Genomic DNA, 19,810 nt, shown 5'->3' with positions numbered 1-19,810 from the left:
CATGCGTCGGCCCCATGGAGGCGGGACCTCGTAAACGGACGAGGCCGGCGGTCGCTCAACGACCGCCGGCCCTGTGGATTGCTGTCCTTCTCAGGTCAGAGCACGTCGCTCGCGTGGTCCGCCAGTCGCGAGCGTTCGCCGCGGGCCAGCGTCACGTGACCGCTGTGCGCCCAGCCCTTGAAGCGGTCGACCACATAGGTCAGGCCGCTCGAGCCTTCGGTCAGATAGGGCGTGTCGATCTGCGCGATATTGCCGAGACAGACGATCTTCGTGCCCGGACCGGCGCGGGTGACAAGCGTCTTCATCTGCTTGGGCGTCAGGTTCTGCGCCTCATCGATGATCAGGAACTTGTTGACGAAGGTCCGGCCGCGCATGAAGTTGAGCGACTTGATCTTGATGCGCGAGCGGATCAGATCCTGGGTCGCCGCCCGGCCCCATTCGCCGGCATCGTTGTCGCTCTTGTTCAGCACTTCGAGGTTGTCGTCGAAGGCGCCCATCCACGGCGACATCTTTTCCTCTTCCGTGCCCGGCAGGAAGCCGATGTCCTCGCCCACCGGCACCGTGACCCGCGTCACGATGATCTCGTTGTAGAGCTTGGACTCCAGCACCTGTGCCAGTCCGGAGGCAAGCGCCAGCAGGGTCTTGCCGGTGCCGGCCTGGCCGAGCAGGGTGACGAAGTCGCACTCGGGGTTCATCAGCAGGTTCAGCGCGAAGTTCTGTTCCCGGTTGCGTGCGGTGATGCCCCAGACGCTGTTCTTGCCGTGGCTGTAGTCGCGCAGGGTCTGCAGCACCGCCGTCTTGCCGTTGATCTGCTTGACCTGGCCGTAGAACGGCGCTTCGCCGTTGTTCGGCTCGAGGAACACGAACTGGTTGATCAGCAGCGAGGGCACGGTCGGGCCGGTCACGCGGTAGAAGGTGTAACCGGTGCCGTGCTTGTTCTCCTGCCAGGATTCCATGCCCTTGGCATGCTTGTTCCAGAAGTCGTCCGGCAGCTGGGTGATGCCCGAGTACAGCAGGTCGGTGTCTTCCAGCACATGGTCATTGAAGTACTCTTCCGCCGGCAGGCCCATCGCGCGCGCCTTGATGCGCATGTTGATGTCCTTCGACACCAGCACGATCGGCCGGCCGGGATGCTGGTCTTCCAGCGCGCGCACGACGCCGAGGATTTGGTTGTCGGCCTTGCCGACCGGCAGGCCTTCCGGCAGCGAACCGTTCTGCAGCCGCGTCTGGAAGAACAGGCGGCCGCGCGCATCCTTGTTGCCCAGCTTGGAGAGCGGAATGCCTTCCTCGATCGCATGCTCTTCCACGCCGGCCACCAGCGCATCGAGCGAACGCGATACCTGGCGGGCATTGCGCGCGACCTCCGACATGCCCTTCTTGTGGTTGTCCAGTTCTTCCAGGGTGACCATCGGCAGGTAGACGTCGTGTTCCTCGAAACGGAACAGCGAGGTCGGATCATGCATGAGCACATTGGTGTCAAGCACGAACATCTTGGTCACGCCCAGCTTGTCGGCCACGCGGCTGGCGCTGGACTTGACGGCTTCCACCGCCTTCGGCTTGGCGCTGCGGGTCTTGGCGGCGGGCTGCTTGTCTTCCGATCTTGCACGCGCCTTCGGCGCCGGCGGCGCCTCCGGAGGGGCGGCCTCGACCAGGGTCATGATCGGTTTGACGGGTTTGCCTTTTTCTGCCTTTGGGTAGTCTTGCTGCGAAAGGATCGTTGCCGGTTTCGTCGGAATTTTAGGCAGTGGCATCAGGACCTCGATCTAAGTAAGGTGAAATTGACAACTACTTGGAAATACGCCAGGCAGTCTGGCGGGTGCTGCGGACCGCGCTTGCGGCATCGGTGGCCGAAAAGCAAAAGGCCGTTTGAGGGGGAGGCGCGGCGCCTCTTCCACAAACGGCCTTTCGGAGAAATTCTTCTTTGAATTCAATGTTTCGGCGAATTATGCAAGGGCCTTCACGAACTCCAGGACGTCATCCACATGTCCAGGCACTTTCACTCCACGCCATTCTTTCACCAATTTCCCGCCGGCGTCAATGACGAAAGTGGAGCGCTCGACGCCGCGCACCTGCTTGCCGTACATGGTCTTCATTTTCATCACGTCGAAGAGATTGCAGACCGTCTCGTCGGGATCGGAGATGAGTTCGAAGGGCAGCTCGAGCTTGGCCTTGAAACCCTCGTGCGAACGAATGCTGTCGCGGCTGATGCCGAACACTTCCGCGTTGGCCGCGCGGAACTGCGGGTGGAGATCGCGGAACTGCATGCTCTCGGTCGTGCAGCCGGGCGTATTGTCCTTGGGGTAAAAGTACAGCACCAGAGCCTTGCCCTGGTAATCGGACAGCCTGAATGTCTGGTCGCCCGTCATCGCGGCGGAAAACTCCGGGACGGTGAGGTTCAGTGCGGATGGGCTTTCGGCCATGTGTTCTCCAGGTGCGGGTTGTTCTCGTTTTTGGCGAGCATCGGGCATGCGCCGCCGGTTGCGACGCCGCAGGCGGATGTTATCGAAACTTCATCCGGTTTGGGAAGGGAGAATGACCCCGATCATTCCATGATCAGCGCCAGCACCACCTTCCGGCCTTCGCCCATCAGGATGTTGTAGGTACGGCAAGCCGCCGGATTGTCCATGCATTCGACGCCGATGCGGCGCGAGGTCAGCGGCTGCACCAGGCGCGGATGAATGAAGCGCTGCCGGGCGCCGGTGCCGAGGATGACCACGTCCGGGGCGGCCGCCGCAATGCTTTCGAAATGGGCCGCGGTGAGCGTGTCGAAGGATTCGGCGTGCCAGGCCGCCGGCGGGGTCTCAGGCATGACCGTCAGACTGTAATTGAAGCGGACCGCGTTGATCTCCACGCCCGATTCGTCGTAGGCGGTGACGGTCTGGTAGTGCTGGGTGGGGGCGGTGTGCAGTTTCATGACGATGTAGACAGGCCGGCGGCCGTGAATTTCCGCCAACTGCGAGAAAAAGATAGGCATTTTAGCCCTAACTTTTGCGCTGCGCCCCGTTCCGGATTGATAAAACGGGTTGCTTTCGGCAAAATGAACCTCTTTGGCGGTGCACCATCGCGTGCCGCTTCCTGTGCTCTCATCAAGGGATTGCCCCGTGCGACCGATTCAGAAATCGAAGAAACTGGCAGACGTCTGCTATGACATCCGTGGACCGGTGCTTGAAAAAGCCAAGGAGATGGAGGAAGAGGGCCACAAGATCATCAAGCTCAACATCGGCAACCTCGCCGTGTTCGGCTTCGACGCGCCCGACGAGATCGTGCATGACATGATCCTCAACATGGGCAACGCGGCCGGCTATACCGACTCCAAGGGCCTGTTCGCGCCGCGCAAGGCGATCATGCACTACACCCAGGAGAAGAAGATCGCCGGGGTGGGCATCGACGACATCTACATCGGCAACGGCGCGTCCGAACTCATCGTAATGGGCATGAACGCGCTGCTCAACGGCGGCGACGAGGTGCTGGTGCCGGCGCCCGATTATCCGCTGTGGACCGCCGCCGTCAGCCTTTCCGGCGGCAAGCCGGTGCACTACGTCTGCGACGAGGAGTCCGGCTGGCTGCCCGACATCGACGACATCAAGAAGAAGATCACTCCGAACACCCGGGCCATCGTCGTCATCAACCCGAACAACCCGACCGGCGCGCTGTATCCGGTCGAACTGCTCAAGGAGATCGTCGAGGTCGCGCGCCAGCACCAGCTGATCGTGTTCGCCGACGAAATCTACGACAAGACCCTGTACGACGGCGAGACCCATACCTCGATCGCGTCGCTGGCGGACGACGTGCTCTTCATCACGCTCAACGGCCTGTCCAAGAACTACCGCTCCTGCGGTTACCGCGCGGGCTGGATGGTGGTGTCGGGCGACAAGAAGCCGGCCCGGGACTACATTGAAGGCCTGAACATGCTGGCCTCGATGCGCCTGTGCGCGAACGTGCCGGGCCAGTACGCGATCCAGACCGCGCTCGGCGGCTACCAGAGCATCAACGACCTGGTCGGCCCCGGCGGCCGGCTGCTGCGCCAGCGCGACCTGGCGCACAAGCTGCTCACCGATATTCCGGGCGTGACCTGCGTCAAGCCGAAATCGGCGCTGTACATGTTCCCCAGGCTCGATCCCCGGCTTTACCCGATCAGCGACGACCAGAAGTTCGCCTATGAACTGCTGGCCGAGGAAAAGGTACTCATCGTCCAGGGCACGGGCTTCAACTGGATCGCGCCGGATCACTTCCGCGTCGTGTTCCTGCCCAATTCGGACGACCTGACGGAGGCGATCGGCCGCATCGCGCGCTTCCTCGACAACTACCGCAGGCGCCACGCGATCGCTGCCTGAGGCGGCGCATGTTTTCCACCCCGGCCGCGCGCGGCCGGGTTTTGAAGCATTCATTCTTCGACGATTATGAAACCCATCAAAGTAGGCCTGCTCGGCATCGGAACCGTCGGTTCCGGCACATTCAATGTCCTCAAGCGCAACCAGGAAGAGATTACCCGGCGCGCCGGCCGCAGCATCCAGATTACGATGGTGGCAGACCTCAATACCGATCGCGCCAGGGAGCTGACGAACGGCGAGTGCGAAGTGGTCAGCGACGGCAACCTGGTCGTCAACAATCCCGACATCGATATCGTCGTCGAGCTGATCGGCGGCTACGGCGTGGCCAAGGACCTGGTGCTCAAGGCCATCGCCAACGGCAAGCACGTGGTCACCGCCAACAAGGCGCTGCTGGCCACCCATGGCAATGAAATCTTCAAGGCGGCGCAGCAGAAGGGCGTGATGGTGGCGTTCGAAGCGGCGGTCGCCGGCGGCATCCCGATCATCAAGGCGCTGCGCGAGGGACTGACCGCCAACCGCATCCAGTGGATCGCCGGCATCATCAACGGCACCACCAACTTCATCCTGTCCGAGATGCGCGACAAGGGCCTGGACTTCGACGTCGTGCTGAAGGAAGCGCAGCGCCTGGGCTACGCCGAGGCCGACCCGACCTTCGACATCGAAGGCGTCGACGCCGCGCACAAGGCGACCATCATGGCGGCCATCGCCTTCGGCATTCCCGTGCAGTTCGACAAGGCGCACGTGGAAGGCATCACCAGACTGCAGGCGACCGACATCCGCTATGCCGAACAGCTCGGCTACCGCATCAAGCTGCTCGGCATCGCGCGCCGCACCGACGGCGGCATCGAGCTGCGCGTCCATCCGACGCTGATCCCGGCCAAACGCCTGATCGCCAACGTCGAAGGCGCGATGAACGCCGTGCTGGTGCAGGGCGACGCCGTTGGCGCCACGCTGTACTACGGCAAGGGCGCGGGTTCGGAGCCGACCGCCTCGGCCGTGATCGCCGACCTGGTGGACATCACCCGCCTGGCGACCGCCGATCCGGAGCATCGTGTTCCGCATCTGGCCTTCCAGCCCGACCAGATGGTGGATACGCCGATCCTGCCGATGGCCGAAGTCACCACCAGCTACTACCTGCGCATGCAGGTCGCGGACCAGGCCGGCGTGCTGGCCGATATCACCCGCATTCTCGCCGACAGCACGATCTCCATCGATGCCATGCTGCAGAAGGAGCCGGAGGAAGGCGAGACCCGCACCGACATCATCATGCTGACGCACCAGACGAAGGAAAAGAACGTCGAAGCGGCCATCAGGCGCATCGAAGCGCTGCCGACGGTCGCCGGCCAGGTGACCAAGATCCGCCTCGAACAGCTGGGCTGAGCCCGCCAGAGTCGGTGAGAAGGGCGCGCTGCGCGAGGCAGCGCGCTTTTTTTTCGTCCGCGGCACGACAGGCCGCCCACGCCGGCTACCGGTGAATCACCACCAGCAGCGCCCTGGCCTCGCTCTTGCCGCCATTGACGATCGCATGCGCCTTGTCCGCCTGGTAGCGGGCGCTGGCGCCCGGCTTGAGCTTTTTCACCTGTCCGTCGACCTCCACCTCCAGGCTGCCCGAGAGCAGGCTCAGATGTTCGGTCGTGCCGGGATCGTGCGCCTGGGAGCGGAGCGCGCCGCCGGGCGCGAGCGTCAGTTCGTACCACTCGAACTTGCCGGCGAGGTCCATCGGGCCGAGTATCCGCAGCACGTAGCCGGAATGATTGCCGGGCAGGGTGGGTGTCTCGTGCGGCTCGACGAGCTGGATGGCATCGCTTTCCCTCTGCTCGCCCGCAAGCAGTTCATCGATGCCGATGCCGAGCGCATTGGCCAGGCGCCAGGCGACCGCGATGGTGGGGTTGGCTTTCTCTCGTTCAATCTGGGACAGCATCGATTTGGACACGCCTGCGGCACGCGACAGGTCTTCCAGTGTCAAACCCCGGGCCAGCCGGAGACGCTGCAGGGTGGCGCCGACTTCCGGCGGAGAGACGGGAGGATGGGAAATGTTGATGGCCATGCTTGCAATTGGCGAGACGGATGGCTAGTATTCAATATGTTGAACAAACAGTTCAATATATTGAAAAGCGGGCAGTTTAATGAACGACGATCTTAACAGAAGACCGGCGGCCCGCGATGCCCGTGGAGAAAACATGACGTCAAACACCAGCAGGGCCGGCTTCTACCAGACACTGGCCGGCAATCTCGAGAACCTGCGCGAACAGGGGCTTTTCAAGGCGGAACGCGTGCTCGCCTCCCGCCAGGGGGCGGAAGTCGTCTGCGACGACGGCAGCCGCCTGCTCAATCTGTGCGCCAACAATTATCTCGGCCTGTCCGGGGACGAGCAGATGGCGCAGGCCGCGATTGCCGCGATCGACCGCTACGGCTATGGCCTGTCCTCGGTGCGTTTCATCTGCGGCACGCAGACGGTGCACAAGCAGCTCGAGCGTACGCTGGCGGATTTCCTCGGCATGGAGGACTGCATCCTCTACGCGGCGGCCTTCGATGCCAACGGCGGCGTATTCGAACCGCTGTTCGACGAGAACGATGCCATCATTTCCGACGCGCTCAACCACGCTTCCATCATCGATGGCATCCGCCTGTGCAAGGCCGCGCGCATGCGTTACGCGCATAACGACATGGCCGACCTGGAGCGTCAGCTGCAGGCGGCGCAGGACAAGCGCCAGCGTCTGATCGTCACCGACGGCGCGTTCTCGATGGACGGCACGATCGCCCAGCTCGACCGCATCTGCGACCTCGCCGACCGCTATGACGCGCTGGTCATGATCGACGACAGCCACGCCACCGGCTTCATGGGCAGAACCGGGCGCGGCACGCATGAGCATCATGGCGTGATGGGACGGGTCGACATCATCACCGGCACGCTCGGCAAGGCGCTGGGCGGCGCGATGGGCGGCTTTACCGCCGCGCGGCGCGAGGTGGTGGAAACCCTGCGCCAGAAATCGCGGCCCTACCTGTTCTCCAATACCCTGGCGCCCGTCATCGCCGGCGCCTCGCTGTCCGTGCTGGAAAGGCTGCGCGCGTCGACCGAACTGCGCGACCGCCTGCACGCCAACACCGCCTTCTTCCGCGAGCAGATCGCGGCGCTCGGTTTCACCATCAAGCCGGGCACGCATCCCGTGGTGCCGGTCATGCTGTTCGACGCGCCGCTGGCGCAGCGCTTCGCGCAACGCCTGTATGAACTCGGCGTGCTCGTGACCGGCTTCTTCTATCCGGTGGTGCCGATGGGGCAGGCGCGGGTGAGGGTGCAGCTGTCCGCGGCGCACAGCCGGGAACAGCTGGAGCGGGCGCTGGCAGCCTTCGCCCAGGCCGGCCGCGAACTCGGCCTGATCGGAAAGTAAGGAGGCGGCGATGGAGAAAATACTGGTGATAGGCGCCAACGGCCAGATCGGCAGCGAACTGGTGGACGCGCTGGCCGCGCGCCACGGTGCGGGCAATGTGATCGCGACCGACGTCGCGCCGCGCAGCCTGTTCGGCGCCGCCCGCTATGAAAGGCTGGACGTGCTCGACACCGCCGCGCTCGCACGCGTGGTCAGGGAGCACGGCGTGACGCAGGTCTATCAGCTCGCGGCGCTGCTGTCGGTCACCGGCGAGCAGGCACCGCTCAAGGCGTGGACGCTCAACATGAACGGCTTGCTCAACGTGCTCGAACTGGCACGCGAACGGGGCGCCGAGGGCAAGCCGCTGAAAGTGTTCTGGCCGTCCTCGATCGCTGCCTTCGGCCCGCACACGCCGGCGGTGGACACGCCCCAGCTGGCAGTGATGGATCCGACCACCATCTACGGAATCAGCAAGCAGGCGGGCGAGCGGCTGTGCGAATACTATTTCCAGCGCTACGGCGTGGATGTGCGCAGCATCCGCTACCCGGGCATCATCAGCCACAAGTCGCCGCCGGGCGGTGGCACCACCGACTACGCGATCGCGATCTTCCACGCCGCGCTGGCGGGCGAGACCTATCGCTGCTATCTCGGCCCGGACACCACACTGCCGATGATCTACATGCCCGACGCCATCCGCGCGACCATCATGCTGATGGAGGCGCCCGGCGACACGCTGCGGGTACGCTCCAGCTACAACGTGGCGGGCGTCAGCTTTAGCCCGCGCGAGCTGGCCGAAGCGATCCGCCGTCACCTGCCGCGCTTCGCCGTGGCCTATGAGCCGGACCACCGCCAGGCGATCGCCGACAGCTGGCCGCACAGCCTGGACGACAGCTGCGCGCGCGCAGACTGGGGCTGGCAGGCGCGCTTCGGGCTGGAGCAGATGGCGGCCGACATGCTGGAAAACCTCCGGCCGGCGCACAGGCGCCACCATGCCGCCTGAGGGCAGGGGCGCACAGTTATAATGTTTCCTTTTCATCCGGCGTTCTGCCGCCCGTCTTCGCGGGACGGCCGGCCGCCGCTCTTGTCCAACTGTCAACGCCCATGCAATACGTCTCCACCCGCGGTCAAGCGCCGGCCCAGTCGTTCTCTGAAATTCTGCTCGGCGGCCTGGCGCCGGACGGCGGCCTCTATCTGCCGGTCGAATATCCGCGTGTCTCCGGCGCCGAACTCGACGCCTGGCGCGGGCTGTCCTACGCCGGGCTCGCCTTCGAGGTACTGAAGAAGTTCGCCACCGACATCCCCGAAGCCGATCTCCGCGAGCTGGCGCGCAAGACCTATACCGCCGAGGTGTACCGCAACGCGCGGGCCGGCGAGGATGCGGCGCAGATCACGCCGCTGCGGGTGCTGGAAGACGGGGACGGCGGAAAGCTCGTCCTGCAGGCATTGTCCAACGGCCCCACGCTGGCCTTCAAGGACATGGCGATGCAGCTGCTCGGCAACCTGTTCGAATACGCGCTGGCCAGGCAGAACGCCCAGCTCAACATCTTCGGCGCCACCTCCGGCGACACCGGCAGCGCGGCCGAGTACGCGATGCGCGGCAAGAAGGGCATCCGCGTCTTCATGCTGTCGCCGTACCGCAAGATGAGCGCCTTCCAGACAGCGCAGATGTTCAGCCTGCAGGACCCCAACATCTTCAATATCGCGGTGCAGGGCGTGTTCGACGACTGCCAGGACATGGTCAAGGCGGTCTCCAACGATCTCGCCTTCAAGGCACGCCACAAGATCGGCACCGTCAACTCGATCAACTGGGCGCGCGTGGTGGCCCAGGTGGTCTACTACTTCCGCGGCTATCTGGCGGCCACCGCGAGCAATGACCAGAAGGTCTCGTTCACCGTCCCGTCCGGCAATTTCGGCAACATCTGCGCCGGCCACATCGCCCGCATGATGGGTCTGCCGATCGACCAGCTGGTGGTGGCGACCAATGAGAACGACGTGCTCGACGAATTCTTCCGTACCGGCGTCTACCGGGTGCGCAAGTCCGCCGAGACCTACCACACCACCAGCCCGAGCATGGACATCAGCAAGGCGTCCAATTTCGAGCGTTTCGTCTATGACCTGATCGGGCGCGACGCGAAGCGCCTGTCCGCGCTGTTCCGCAAGGTCGAGACCGAGGGCGGCTTCGACCTGTCCGGCGAACCAGGCAGCGACGGCGATGAATTCCGCAAGGTCGCCGAGTACGGTTTCGTGTCCGGCAAGTCGGTGCATGCGGACCGCATCGCGACCATCCGCGACGTGCACCAGCGTTATGGCGTCACCATCGACACCCATACCGCCGACGGCGTGAAGGTCGCGCGCGAGCACATCAAGCCGGGCGTGCCCATGCTGGTGCTCGAAACCGCGCTGCCCGCCAAGTTCAACGAGACCATCAGGGAGGCGCTCGGCCGCGACGCCGAGCGGCCGGCCGGCTTCGAGAATATCGAGGCGCTGCCGCAACGTTTCGAAGTGATGAATGCCGACGTCGAGAAGATGAAGGCCTACATCGCCAGCCATACCGGCCTGTAGACAGCGAAGGGGGCGCGATGGAACACAAGCCGATGCTGACCCGTGAACAGGCGCTGGCGCAGTTGCTGGCCGCCGTGCGCACGATCGCGGATGAAGAAATCGTGCCCACCGAACTTGCGGTGGGCCGCGTGCTGGCGCAGGACCAGGTGTCCCGCATCGACGTGCCGCCGCTCGACAATACCCAGATGGACGGCTACGCGGTACGCAGCGCCGACTGCGCGGGCGGCGCCGCGCGGTTGCCGGTCAGCCAGCGCATCCCCGCCGGCCATGTCGGCCAGCCGCTGCAGCCCGGTACCGCGGCCCGCATCTTCACCGGCGCGATGATCCCCGAAGGCGCGGACGCGGTGGTGATGCAGGAGCAATGCGAAGCGCATGCCGACAGCGGCGAAGTCACGATACGCCACGCCCCGCAGGCGGGCGAATGGATACGCCGCCGCGGCGAGGACATCGCCGCCGGCGGCGTGATCCTGGCGGCCGGCACCCGGCTGCGCGCCCAGGAACTGGGTCTGGCGGCCTCGGTCGGCATCGCCGTGCTGCCCGTCAGGCGGCGCCCCCGCGTCGCCGTGTTTTTCACCGGCGACGAACTGGCGATGCCCGGCGAGCCGCTCGCGCCGGGCGCGATCTACAACTCCAACCGTTTCATTCTGCGCGGCCTGCTGCAGTCGCTCGGCTGCGAGGTGCTGGACCTGGGCATCGTGCCCGACACCCTGGACGCCACCCGCGCCGCGCTGCGCGACGCGGCCGCGCACAGCGACCTCATCATCACCTCCGGCGGCGTCTCGGTGGGCGAGGAAGACCACGTCCGGCCGGCGGTGGAAGCCGAAGGCCGGATCAACATGTGGCAGATCGCGATCAAGCCCGGCAAGCCGCTGGCTTTCGGCGAGGTCGACCGTGCCGGCCAGCCGCCGGCCTTTTTCCTCGGCCTGCCCGGCAACCCGGTGTCGAGCTTCGTCACCTTTCTGCTCTTCGTGCGGCCCTTCCTGCTGCGCCTGCAGGGCGTCGGCAAAGTGATGCCGGACAGCTTCATGCTGCGCGCCGACTTCGACTGGCCCAGGGCGGATCGCCGCAACGAATTCCTGCGCGCCAAGGTCAATGCAGAGGGCGGGCTCGACCTGTTCCCGAACCAGGGCTCGGCGGTCCTGACCTCGGCGGTCTGGGGCAGCGGCCTGATCGATTGTCCGCCGGGACAAGCGATCGCCCGTGGCGACCTGGTGCGCTTCATCCCGTTTTCCGAACTGAATCAATGACTACGATGCAAATCCGCCTGCGTTTTTTCGCCAGCGTGCGTGAAGCGGTCGGCACCGCCCAGGAAGAGGCGAGCCTGCCGGCCGACGTCCGCACCGTCGGCCAGGTGCGCGCCTGGCTCGTCCGCCGCGGCGGCGCCTGGGCCGAAGCCCTGGCCGAGGGCAGGGCGCTGCGCATGGCCTACAACCAGCAGATGACCGGCGCCGACACGCCGGTCGCCGAGGGCGGGGAAGTCGCCTTCTTCCCGCCCGTCACCGGAGGCTGATCATGCCGGTGCGGGTACAGACCCAGGATTTCGACCTCGGCGCCGAGGTGGCGGCGCTGCGCGCCGGGCGCCCGGGCGTGGGCGCGGTGGCCGCCTTCGTCGGCACGGTGCGCGACATCAACGACGGCGCCGGCGTGAGCGCGATGGAGCTCGAGCACTATCCCGGCATGACCGAAAAGGCGCTCGACGACATCGTCGCCGAGGCCGGCCGCCGGTGGCAGATCATCGATGCGCTGGTCATCCACCGCGTCGGCCCGCTGCAACCGATGGACCAGATCGTGCTGGTGGCCGTGCTCTCCGCCCACCGGGGCGAAGCCTTCGCCGCCTGCGAGTTCATCATGGATTACCTCAAGACCGCCGCCCCCTTCTGGAAGAAGGAACACGGTGCCGCCGGCGCGCGCTGGGTCGACGCCCGCGAGTCGGACGACCGGGCGCTGGCGAAATGGGGCATCGCCTCCAGCAACGCCGGCAAGCCGGAATGAGCTTCCTGGCCGTCGGCCTCGGCGCGGCGTTGGGCGCCTGGCTGCGCTGGGGCCTCGGCCTCTGGCTCAACGCGCTGCACCCTGCGCTGCCGGTCGGCACCCTGGCCGCCAATCTCGGCGGCGGCTTCCTCGCCGGCTGCGCCTTCGCCTTCTTCTCCGCCGCTCCCGGCCTCGCACCGGAATGGCGGCTGTTCATCGTCACTGGCCTGCTCGGCGGGCTGACGACCTTTTCCACCTTTTCGGCCGAGGCCATGGGCCTCCTGCAGCGAGGCGAATACGCCTGGGCGCTCGGCCATTCCGCGCTTCACCTGGTCGGCTCGATCGCCTTTTGCATCGCCGGCGCCGCCGCCTGGCGCGTGCTGTTCGACTGAGCCGTTTTTCCGGGAAAACTTGATCTGGTTCCATCCCGCCGGACACGCAAAGTATCCAGAATCAATTGCGATTTCTTGAAAAGTGGTTTGCCGCCCCTATTTCGGTAGCAATTGAATCCCGGAGGACCCATGCGTCTCGACAAACTCACCACAAAGCTTCAGGAGGCACTGTCCGATGCCCAGAGTCTGGCCGTCGGCAACGACAACCAGTACATCGAACCAGTGCACCTGCTCACCGCGCTGCTCAATCAGGATGACGGCGGCGCACGTTCACTGCTGCAGCGCGCCGGCGTCAATGTCGGCGCTCTCGCCAACGGTCTGAAACAGGGGCTGGAGCGCCTGCCCAAGGTATCGGGCACCGGCGGCGAAGTGCAGGTCGGCCGCGAACTGGTGGCCCTGCTCAACCTGGCCGACAAGGAAGCCCAGAAGCGCGGCGACCAGTTCCTCGCCAGCGAAATGGTGCTGCTCGCGCTGACCGAAGACAAGTCCGACGCCGGCCGGCAGGCGCGGGAGCACGGACTGACCCGCAAGGCCCTGGAAGCCGCGATCGAAGCGGTACGCGGCGGCGGCAACGTCAACTCCCAGGATGCCGAAGGCCAGCGCGAAGCGCTCAAGAAATACACGCTCGACCTGACCGAGCGCGCCCGTGCCGGCAAGCTCGACCCGGTGATCGGCCGCGACGACGAGATCCGCCGCGCGATCCAGGTGCTGCAGCGCCGCTCCAAGAACAATCCGGTGCTGATCGGCGAACCCGGCGTCGGCAAGACCGCCATCGTCGAGGGGCTCGCGCAGCGTATCGTCAACGGCGAAGTGCCCGACAGCCTCAAGTCCAAGCGCGTGCTGTCGCTCGACATGGCTGCGCTGCTGGCCGGCGCCAAGTACCGCGGTGAGTTCGAGGAAAGACTCAAGGCGGTGCTCAAGGAAATCGCCCAGGACGAAGGCCAGACCATCGTCTTCATCGACGAGCTGCACACCATGGTCGGCGCCGGCAAGGCCGAGGGCGCGATCGACGCCGGCAACATGCTCAAGCCCGCGCTGGCGCGCGGCGAGCTGCACTGCATCGGCGCCACCACCCTGGATGAGTACCGCAAGTACGTCGAGAAGGATGCGGCGCTGGAGCGGCGCTTCCAGAAGATCCTGGTCGGCGAGCCGAGCGTGGAGGCGACCATCGCCATCCTGCGCGGTCTGCAGGAAAAATACGAGGTGCACCATGGCGTGGAGATCACCGACCCGGCGATCGTCGCCGCCGCCGAGCTCTCGCACCGCTACATCACCGACCGCTTCCTGCCCGACAAGGCGATCGACCTGATCGACGAGGCTGCCTCCAAGATCAAGATCGAGATCGACTCCAAGCCGGAGGTCATGGACCGTCTCGACCGCCGCCTGATCCAGCTGAAGATCGAGCGCGAAGCGGTCAAGAAGGAAACCGACGAAGCCTCGCAGAAGCGTCTCGGCCTGATCGAGGAAGAGATCCACAAGCTCGAGCGCGAGTACGCCGACCTGGAAGAAGTCTGGAAGGCGGAAAAGGCCGGCGTGCAGGGCACCCAGCAGATCAAGGAAGAGATCGAAAAGGTTCGTCTGCAGATGGAAGAAGCCAAGCGCCGCGGCGACTGGCAGAAGATGTCCGAGCTCCAGTACGGCCGCCTGCCGGAACTGGAGGCGCAGCTCAGGCAGGCCGACTCCGGGCAGGGCGGCGGTGAAAAGAAGCAGGATCACAAGCTGCTGCGCACCCAGGTCGGCGCCGAGGAAATCGCGGAAGTGGTGTCGCGCGCGACGGGCATCCCGGTCTCCAAGATGATGCAGGGCGAGCGCGACAAGCTGCTGCACATGGAAGAAGAGCTGCACAAGCGCGTGGTCGGCCAGCATGAGGCGATCGTCGCCGTGTCGGACGCGATCCGACGCTCGCGCGCCGGCCTCGGCGACCCGAACCGGCCATACGGCTCCTTCATGTTCCTCGGCCCGACCGGCGTCGGCAAGACCGAGCTGTGCAAGGCGCTCGCGACCTTCCTGTTCGATACCGAGGAAGCGCTGATCCGCATCGACATGAGCGAGTTCATGGAGAAGCACTCGGTAGCCCGGCTCATCGGCGCGCCGCCGGGATATGTGGGCTATGAAGAAGGCGGCTACCTGACCGAGGCGGTGCGGCGCAAGCCCTACAGCGTGATCCTGCTCGACGAGATCGAAAAGGCGCACCAGGATGTGTTCAACGTGCTGCTGCAGGTGCTCGACGACGGTCGCATGACCGACGGCCAGGGGCGCACGGTGGACTTCAAGAACACGGTGATCGTGATGACCTCCAACCTGGGTTCGCACAAGATCCAGTCCATGGAGGACAGCGACCCCGCGCTGGTCAAGCTGGCGGTGATGGCCGAGGTGAAGTCGCACTTCCGGCCGGAGTTCATCAACCGCATCGACGAGCTGGTGGTGTTCCATGCGCTCGACGAAAAGCACATCGGCTCGATCGCCCGCATCCAGCTGCAGACGCTGGAAAAGCGGCTGGCGAAGATGGACATGAAGCTCGACGTCGCCGACGCCGCGCTGCAGAAGGTCGCCGAAGCCGGCTTCGACCCGGTCTATGGCGCCCGCCCGCTCAAGCGCGCGATCCAGCAGGAGATCGAGAATCCGCTGTCGAAGCAGATCCTCGAAGGCCGCTTCGGCCCGAAGGACACCGTGGTCGTAGCCGTCCGCGACGGCCAGCTGGTGTTCGACAAGCTAAGCGGCTGATTCGGCCAGGCCGGCCCGCCGCAGCCCAAGTGGGGCCGGCCTCCGTGCCGGCCCAGCCTGCCTCGGCCCGAAGAAAGAACAAAACGCCCCGCAAGACCCCACTACTCAACCCGTAGCACCGCCAAAAAACACCGAGGGCGACTTCCCAAACGTCTTCCGAAACATCGCCGAAAACGCCGACTGACTCGCATAGCCGAGTTCGGCCGCCACCTGCGACAGTGGCATGCCCGCCGCGATCAGCGGCGCCGCGTGCGCCAGCCGCACCTGCTGCCGCCACTGTCCGAAACTCATGCCCAGTTCCCTCTCGAACAGGCGCGCCAGCGTGCGTTCCGACGCGCCCACCCGGTCGGCCCACGCACCGAGGGTCAGCGGCAGCGCGGGATCGGCGATCAGCGCCTCGCACAAGGCCTTGAGCCGCTTGTCGCGCGGCAGCGGCACGCGTATCGGGAGCGTGGCCAGGCGCGGCAGTTCATTCAGGATCAGCCGCATGACCAGTTCTTCGCGGGCGTCCCCGGCATCGCTCTGCACCAGCGCCAGCACCAGTTCGCGCAACAGGGTGGAGACTTCCAGCACTTCGCAGCGCCCGCCGAAGGGGGCCGCGCGCGCGTGGATGTAGAGCGCGCGCAGCCTGGTCGGCTCCAGCGTCGAGACTTCGTGCACCGCGTGCGGCGGAATCCATATCGCCCGTTGCGGCGGCACGATCCATGTCGTGTCGGCCGCCGTCACCCGGATCACGCCGTCGAGCGCATAGGTGATCTGCCCCCATTCGTGCGAATGCGCGGCAAGCAGTTCCGCGGCGGCGAGATCGCGCGCCACGACCCGGACCGGCCGCTCGGAGGAGGGGGAGCGCCCGGGAAGATTGGGCCGGGTATGGCGGACGGGCTGGACGGGCATGGGCGCTTGGCAGAAATGCGATAAAAAATGGCGATTCATCTTAAAACAGACGTGATGACTTTGCCTACACTCCAGTCATCGCGACTTTCTCCGGGTGACACATGTCGGTTGCTGCCATTTCTCCCGTCCGTCAGGACGCACAGGTCATTGGCCTGGTGGGCCTTGCCCATGGCGTCTCGCACTTCTTCCACCTGATCCTGGCGCCTCTGTTCCCATGGCTGAAGCAGGATTTCGCACTGTCCTACGCCCAGCTCGGCTTTCTGATGACCGTGTTCTTCGTGGTGTCGGGTGTGGGCCAGGCGCTTGCCGGATTCGTCGTCGACCGGGTCGGACCGAGGCTCGTGCTCTTCTGCGGCATCGCGCTGCTCGGGGTGGCGGCGCTGGTGCTGTCGCAGGCGCAGAGCTATCCGATGCTGATGGCCGGCTCGCTGCTCGCGGGCATGGGCAACAGCGTCTTTCATCCCGCCGACTTCACGCTGCTCAACCGCCGCGTCTCGCAGCCTCGCCTCGGCCACGCCTTCTCGTTGCACGGCATCTCGGGCAACCTCGGCTGGGCCGCCGCGCCCATCTTCCTCGCCGGGATCGCGCAGGTCTGGGGCTGGCGGTCGGCGCTGCTGGCAGCCGCATTCATTCCCTTTACGGTGCTGGCGCTGCTGCTCGTCTGCCGCCGGTTGCTCGAGAGCGAACAGGCCGCGGTGGTGCGAAGCCCGCAACGCGATGGCGGCGGCGGCCATCTGCTGGCGTTCATGGCGCTGCCGGCGGTATGGATGTGCTTCGCCTTCTTTCTGATCACCGCGCTGGCCCTGGGCGGCATACAAAGCTTTTCGGCGTCGGCGCTGCGGGCGCTGTACGGCGTCTCGCTCGCCCAGGCCACCGCCGGCTACACCGCCTACATGCTGGCCTCCGCCGCCGGCATGGTGTGGGGCGGCTTCCTTGCCGCGAAGACCAGCCGCCATGACCGCACGATCGCGATCGCCTTCACGGCGGCCGGCGCGTTCGCGCTGGTGGTCGCCAGCGGCGCCACGCCCGCCTGGCTTGCGCTTGCCCTGATGGGGGCGATCGGTTTCGGCGCCGGTGTCGCCGGTCCCTCGCGCGATCTGCTCATTCGCGCGGCGGCGCCGAAGAGCGCGACGGGCAGGGTCTACGGCGTAGTGTATTCGGGGCTCGACATCGGCCTGTCGCTGGCGCCGCTGCTGTTCGGCGCACTGATGGACGTCGGCCAGGCCGGCATGGTCTTCGCCGGCATCGGCCTCTTCCAGTGTCTCGCCATCCTTACCGCGGTCAGTGTCGGCAGCCGCAGCGCCGCGGCCAGGGCGCCCGCCTGAAGGGCGGCACACCCGCATCGCAAGGCCGGCGCATGCCGGCCTTCGTTTTTTGCGCGTCGCTTACAATCCTGCTTTTCTGACCACTCGACCACGGAGATCCCGATGAGCTTTGCCACCTGCGACATCTGCGATGCGAACGAAGACAAGCTGGCCGCCGGCACGTTGCACGTGCTGCCGCCGCTGTTCCAGATTTACGGAAAGCGCGTGTCCTTCTCGGGTCCCGCGAAGACGCTCAAGGTGTTCGAAGACAACGTTCTCGTCCGGTCCACGCTCGAGACGCCCGGCAATGGCCAGGTGCTGGTGGTCGACGGCGGCGGCAGCCTGCGCTGCGCGCTGGTGGGCGGCAACCTCGGCGTGCTCGCGGAAAAGAACGGATGGGCCGGCATCGTCGTCAATGGCTGCATCCGGGATTCGGAAGAAATCAATGCCTGCGATATCGGGGTGAGGGCGCTGGCCACGCATCCGCAGCGCAGCGTGCGCAAGGGCGCCGGCGATGCCGACCTGCGCGTCACCATTGCCGGCGTGGCGATCCGCCCCGGCGACTGGATCTATGCCGACGCGGACGGCGTTCTCGTCGCCGCCGAAAAGCTCGCCTGACCTGCCTGGCGGCGCCCAGCGGGCGCCGCAGCCTCCACCCCGCCCCCGCGACCCGTCCGATGTCCGGACGGATTTCATTACCCGGTTTTCTCCTTTCACAATGCGGAAAATTTATAGCGCAGGGCAGCACGCGCCTATTTCATTTTGAGGGAAATCGTTCCGCATCGCGAAAAACAAACATTAAGTCGTTGATTTCGCTCACATAAAAAAAGCTCATATGTCTTATATAAGACCTTGTTGCCCCGCAAAATAAGGCCTAATATTCACCCATCTGTTTTTCTTTTCATCGCTTCACTTAGGAGAATGAGCATGGCATCTCGGGAAGAGCAAATTAAGGCACTTGAAAAAGACTGGGCGGAGAATCCGCGCTGGAAGGGCGTCAAGCGCGGCTATACCGCGGAAGACGTGGTTCGCCTGCGCGGCTCCAAGCAGATCGAGTACACGCTCGCCAAGGAAGGCGCCGAGAAGCTGTGGGCCAAGGTCAACGGCGGTGCCAAGAAGGGCTATGTGAACGCATTCGGCGCCATCACCGCGGGTCAGGCCATGCAGCAGGCCAAGGCCGGCCTGGAAGCCGTGTACCTGTCCGGCTGGCAGGTCGCCGCCGACGGCAACACTTCCGAAACCATGTACCCCGACCAGTCGCTGTATGCATACGACTCGGTTCCCACCATGGTTCGCCGCATCAACAACACCTTCAAGCGCGCCGACGAGATCCAGTGGTCGCGCGGCATCAATCCGGGCGATGAAAACTTCATCGACTACTTCCTGCCGATCGTCGCTGACGCGGAAGCCGGCTTCGGCGGCGTGCTCAACGCCTTCGAGCTGATGAAGAACATGATCGCAGCGGGCGCCGCCGGCGTGCACTTCGAAGACCAGTTGGCCGCCGTGAAGAAGTGCGGCCACATGGGCGGCAAGGTGCTGGTGCCGACCCAGGAAGCGGTCGAGAAGCTGATCGCCGCCCGCTTTGCCGCCGACGTCATGGGCGTGCCCACCATCGTGCTGGCCCGTACCGATGCCGAGGCAGCCAACCTGATCACCTCCGATCACGACGCCAACGACAAGCCTTTCCTGACCGGCGAGCGCACCGCCGAAGGCTTCTACCGCGTCAAGAACGGTCTGGAGCAGGCCATCAGCCGCGGCGTCGCCTATGCGCCCTACGCCGACCTGGTGTGGTGCGAAACCGGCACCCCGGACCTCGGCTTCGCCCGCGAATTCGCGCAGGCCGTGCATGAGAAGTGCCCGGGCAAGCTGCTGTCCTACAACTGCTCGCCGTCGTTCAACTGGAAGAAGAACCTCGACGACAAGAGCATCGCCGAATTCCAGCAGAAGCTGTCCGAGCTGGGCTACAAGTACCAGTTCATCACGCTGGCCGGCATCCACATCAACTGGTTCAACACCTTCCAGTTCGCCCATGCTTACGCCCGCGGCGAAGGCATGAAGCACTATGTGAACATGGTGCAGGAGCCGGAATTCGCCGCTCGCGAAAAGGGCTACACCTTCGTGTCGCACCAGCAGGAAGTCGGCGCCGGCTACTTCGACGAAGTCACCACCGTGATCCAGGGCGGCACGTCCTCGGTCAAGGCGCTGACCGGCTCGACCGAAGAAGAACAGTTCCACTGATCGCCGCGCCCGGCGTGAGCCGGGCT

At 65.3% G+C, this 19,810-nt stretch carries 18 protein-coding genes; 13 read left to right on the top strand and 5 right to left on the bottom strand.

The window, feature by feature from the left end; translation table 11 throughout:
* Positions 1-95: 95 nt before the first annotated feature.
* The 3 genes from NCCP691_RS20360 to NCCP691_RS20350 all read right to left on the bottom strand — a co-directional run bounded on the left by NCCP691_RS20360 (position 96) and on the right by NCCP691_RS20350 (position 2,914).
* A complete protein-coding gene (locus NCCP691_RS20360) occupies positions 96-1,751 on the bottom strand; it encodes a PhoH family protein (protein ID WP_220810401.1) in 1,656 nt (551 codons plus the stop codon).
* Positions 1,752-1,943: 192 nt separating this feature from the next.
* Complete coding sequence (locus NCCP691_RS20355) at positions 1,944-2,420, bottom strand: peroxiredoxin (RefSeq protein WP_220810400.1); 477 nt, start codon at positions 2,418-2,420, stop codon at positions 1,944-1,946.
* 122 nt (positions 2,421-2,542) lie between these two features.
* Positions 2,543-2,914 (bottom strand): Mth938-like domain-containing protein, encoded by a 372-nt coding sequence (locus NCCP691_RS20350; protein WP_220810399.1) that lies wholly within the window; start codon positions 2,912-2,914, stop codon positions 2,543-2,545.
* 187 nt (positions 2,915-3,101) lie between these two features.
* Here NCCP691_RS20350 and NCCP691_RS20345 point away from each other — a divergent pair, with 187 nt between their 5' ends.
* Both NCCP691_RS20345 and NCCP691_RS20340 read left to right on the top strand, forming a co-directional pair.
* Positions 3,102-4,334, top strand: coding sequence for a pyridoxal phosphate-dependent aminotransferase (locus NCCP691_RS20345; RefSeq protein ID WP_220810398.1), 1,233 nt, complete (start codon positions 3,102-3,104; stop codon positions 4,332-4,334).
* 66 nt (positions 4,335-4,400) lie between these two features.
* Complete coding sequence (locus NCCP691_RS20340; protein WP_220810397.1) at positions 4,401-5,711, top strand: homoserine dehydrogenase; 1,311 nt, start codon at positions 4,401-4,403, stop codon at positions 5,709-5,711.
* An 85-nt stretch (positions 5,712-5,796) separates the two neighbouring features.
* Here NCCP691_RS20340 and NCCP691_RS20335 read toward each other — a convergent pair whose 3' ends face one another.
* A complete protein-coding gene (locus tag NCCP691_RS20335) occupies positions 5,797-6,378 on the bottom strand; it encodes a helix-turn-helix domain-containing protein (protein WP_220810396.1) in 582 nt (193 codons plus the stop codon).
* Between the two features lie 133 nt (positions 6,379-6,511).
* Here NCCP691_RS20335 and kbl point away from each other — a divergent pair, with 133 nt between their 5' ends.
* The 8 genes from kbl (at position 6,512) to clpB (ending at position 15,348) form a co-directional block, all read left to right on the top strand.
* Positions 6,512-7,720 (top strand): glycine C-acetyltransferase, encoded by a 1,209-nt coding sequence (kbl, locus tag NCCP691_RS20330; RefSeq protein WP_220810395.1) that lies wholly within the window; start codon positions 6,512-6,514, stop codon positions 7,718-7,720.
* A gap of 10 nt (positions 7,721-7,730) precedes the next feature.
* A complete protein-coding gene (locus NCCP691_RS20325; protein ID WP_220810394.1) occupies positions 7,731-8,699 on the top strand; it encodes an NAD-dependent epimerase/dehydratase family protein in 969 nt (322 codons plus the stop codon).
* 101 nt (positions 8,700-8,800) lie between these two features.
* On the top strand, positions 8,801-10,261 hold the full coding sequence (gene thrC / locus NCCP691_RS20320; RefSeq protein ID WP_220810393.1) for a threonine synthase: 1,461 nt from the start codon (positions 8,801-8,803) through the stop codon (positions 10,259-10,261).
* 17 nt (positions 10,262-10,278) lie between these two features.
* Positions 10,279-11,508 (top strand): molybdopterin molybdotransferase MoeA, encoded by a 1,230-nt coding sequence (locus NCCP691_RS20315; protein ID WP_238482527.1) that lies wholly within the window; start codon positions 10,279-10,281, stop codon positions 11,506-11,508.
* A 5-nt stretch (positions 11,509-11,513) separates the two neighbouring features.
* The gene (gene moaD / locus NCCP691_RS20310) at positions 11,514-11,771 is read left to right on the top strand and encodes a molybdopterin converting factor subunit 1 (RefSeq protein WP_220810410.1); all 258 of its coding nucleotides are present in this window, start codon (positions 11,514-11,516) and stop codon (positions 11,769-11,771) included.
* 2 nt (positions 11,772-11,773) lie between these two features.
* Positions 11,774-12,253, top strand: coding sequence for a molybdopterin synthase catalytic subunit MoaE (moaE, locus tag NCCP691_RS20305; protein WP_220810392.1), 480 nt, complete (start codon positions 11,774-11,776; stop codon positions 12,251-12,253).
* The gene (crcB, locus tag NCCP691_RS20300; RefSeq protein WP_220810391.1) at positions 12,250-12,624 is read left to right on the top strand and encodes a fluoride efflux transporter CrcB; all 375 of its coding nucleotides are present in this window, start codon (positions 12,250-12,252) and stop codon (positions 12,622-12,624) included. Before moaE ends, crcB begins: the two co-directional genes overlap by 4 nt.
* 129 nt (positions 12,625-12,753) lie before the next feature.
* Positions 12,754-15,348: an ATP-dependent chaperone ClpB gene (gene clpB / locus NCCP691_RS20295; protein WP_220810390.1), complete on the top strand. Its 2,595-nt coding sequence runs from the start codon at positions 12,754-12,756 to the stop codon at positions 15,346-15,348.
* A gap of 105 nt (positions 15,349-15,453) precedes the next feature.
* On the opposite strand, the gene NCCP691_RS20290 is transcribed toward clpB, so the two are convergent.
* On the bottom strand, positions 15,454-16,242 hold the full coding sequence (locus NCCP691_RS20290) for an AraC family transcriptional regulator (RefSeq protein ID WP_220810389.1): 789 nt from the start codon (positions 16,240-16,242) through the stop codon (positions 15,454-15,456).
* 101 nt (positions 16,243-16,343) lie between these two features.
* Between NCCP691_RS20290 and NCCP691_RS20285 the strand changes: the two genes are divergently transcribed.
* From NCCP691_RS20285 to aceA, 3 genes are all read left to right on the top strand, one after another.
* Complete coding sequence (locus NCCP691_RS20285; RefSeq protein WP_220810388.1) at positions 16,344-17,567, top strand: MFS transporter; 1,224 nt, start codon at positions 16,344-16,346, stop codon at positions 17,565-17,567.
* A 102-nt stretch (positions 17,568-17,669) separates the two neighbouring features.
* The gene (gene rraA / locus NCCP691_RS20280) at positions 17,670-18,164 is read left to right on the top strand and encodes a ribonuclease E activity regulator RraA (protein WP_220810387.1); all 495 of its coding nucleotides are present in this window, start codon (positions 17,670-17,672) and stop codon (positions 18,162-18,164) included.
* Between the two features lie 303 nt (positions 18,165-18,467).
* Entirely contained in the window at positions 18,468-19,784 is a 1,317-nt protein-coding gene (aceA, locus tag NCCP691_RS20275) for an isocitrate lyase (protein ID WP_220810386.1), read from the top strand.
* Positions 19,785-19,810 lie beyond the last annotated feature (26 nt).

This window comes from Noviherbaspirillum aridicola, from assembly GCF_019656455.1.
GTDB classification, from domain to species: Bacteria; Pseudomonadota; Gammaproteobacteria; order Burkholderiales; family Burkholderiaceae_D; genus Noviherbaspirillum; species Noviherbaspirillum aridicola.
Note: the sequence above shows the minus strand (reverse complement) of the source record. Positions and strands in the feature narration are given on the sequence as shown.

Excerpts from the sequence above, each read along its gene's own strand:
- NCCP691_RS20360 (WP_220810401.1), bottom strand. The coding sequence starts at position 1,751 with ATGCCACTGCCTAAAATTCCGACGAAACCGGCAACGATCCTTTCGCAG.
- NCCP691_RS20355 (WP_220810400.1), bottom strand. The coding sequence starts at position 2,420 with ATGGCCGAAAGCCCATCCGCACTGAACCTCACCGTCCCGGAGTTTTCC.
- NCCP691_RS20350 (WP_220810399.1), bottom strand. The coding sequence starts at position 2,914 with ATGAAACTGCACACCGCCCCCACCCAGCACTACCAGACCGTCACCGCC.
- NCCP691_RS20340 (WP_220810397.1), top strand. The coding sequence starts at position 4,401 with ATGAAACCCATCAAAGTAGGCCTGCTCGGCATCGGAACCGTCGGTTCC.
- NCCP691_RS20335 (WP_220810396.1), bottom strand. The coding sequence starts at position 6,378 with ATGGCCATCAACATTTCCCATCCTCCCGTCTCTCCGCCGGAAGTCGGC.
- kbl (WP_220810395.1), top strand. The coding sequence starts at position 6,512 with ATGACGTCAAACACCAGCAGGGCCGGCTTCTACCAGACACTGGCCGGC.
- NCCP691_RS20325 (WP_220810394.1), top strand. The coding sequence starts at position 7,731 with ATGGAGAAAATACTGGTGATAGGCGCCAACGGCCAGATCGGCAGCGAA.
- thrC (WP_220810393.1), top strand. The coding sequence starts at position 8,801 with ATGCAATACGTCTCCACCCGCGGTCAAGCGCCGGCCCAGTCGTTCTCT.
- NCCP691_RS20315 (WP_238482527.1), top strand. The coding sequence starts at position 10,279 with ATGGAACACAAGCCGATGCTGACCCGTGAACAGGCGCTGGCGCAGTTG.
- moaD (WP_220810410.1), top strand. The coding sequence starts at position 11,514 with ATGCAAATCCGCCTGCGTTTTTTCGCCAGCGTGCGTGAAGCGGTCGGC.
- moaE (WP_220810392.1), top strand. The coding sequence starts at position 11,774 with ATGCCGGTGCGGGTACAGACCCAGGATTTCGACCTCGGCGCCGAGGTG.
- crcB (WP_220810391.1), top strand. The coding sequence starts at position 12,250 with ATGAGCTTCCTGGCCGTCGGCCTCGGCGCGGCGTTGGGCGCCTGGCTG.
- clpB (WP_220810390.1), top strand. The coding sequence starts at position 12,754 with ATGCGTCTCGACAAACTCACCACAAAGCTTCAGGAGGCACTGTCCGAT.
- NCCP691_RS20290 (WP_220810389.1), bottom strand. The coding sequence starts at position 16,242 with ATGCCCGTCCAGCCCGTCCGCCATACCCGGCCCAATCTTCCCGGGCGC.
- NCCP691_RS20285 (WP_220810388.1), top strand. The coding sequence starts at position 16,344 with ATGTCGGTTGCTGCCATTTCTCCCGTCCGTCAGGACGCACAGGTCATT.
- rraA (WP_220810387.1), top strand. The coding sequence starts at position 17,670 with ATGAGCTTTGCCACCTGCGACATCTGCGATGCGAACGAAGACAAGCTG.
- aceA (WP_220810386.1), top strand. The coding sequence starts at position 18,468 with ATGAGCATGGCATCTCGGGAAGAGCAAATTAAGGCACTTGAAAAAGAC.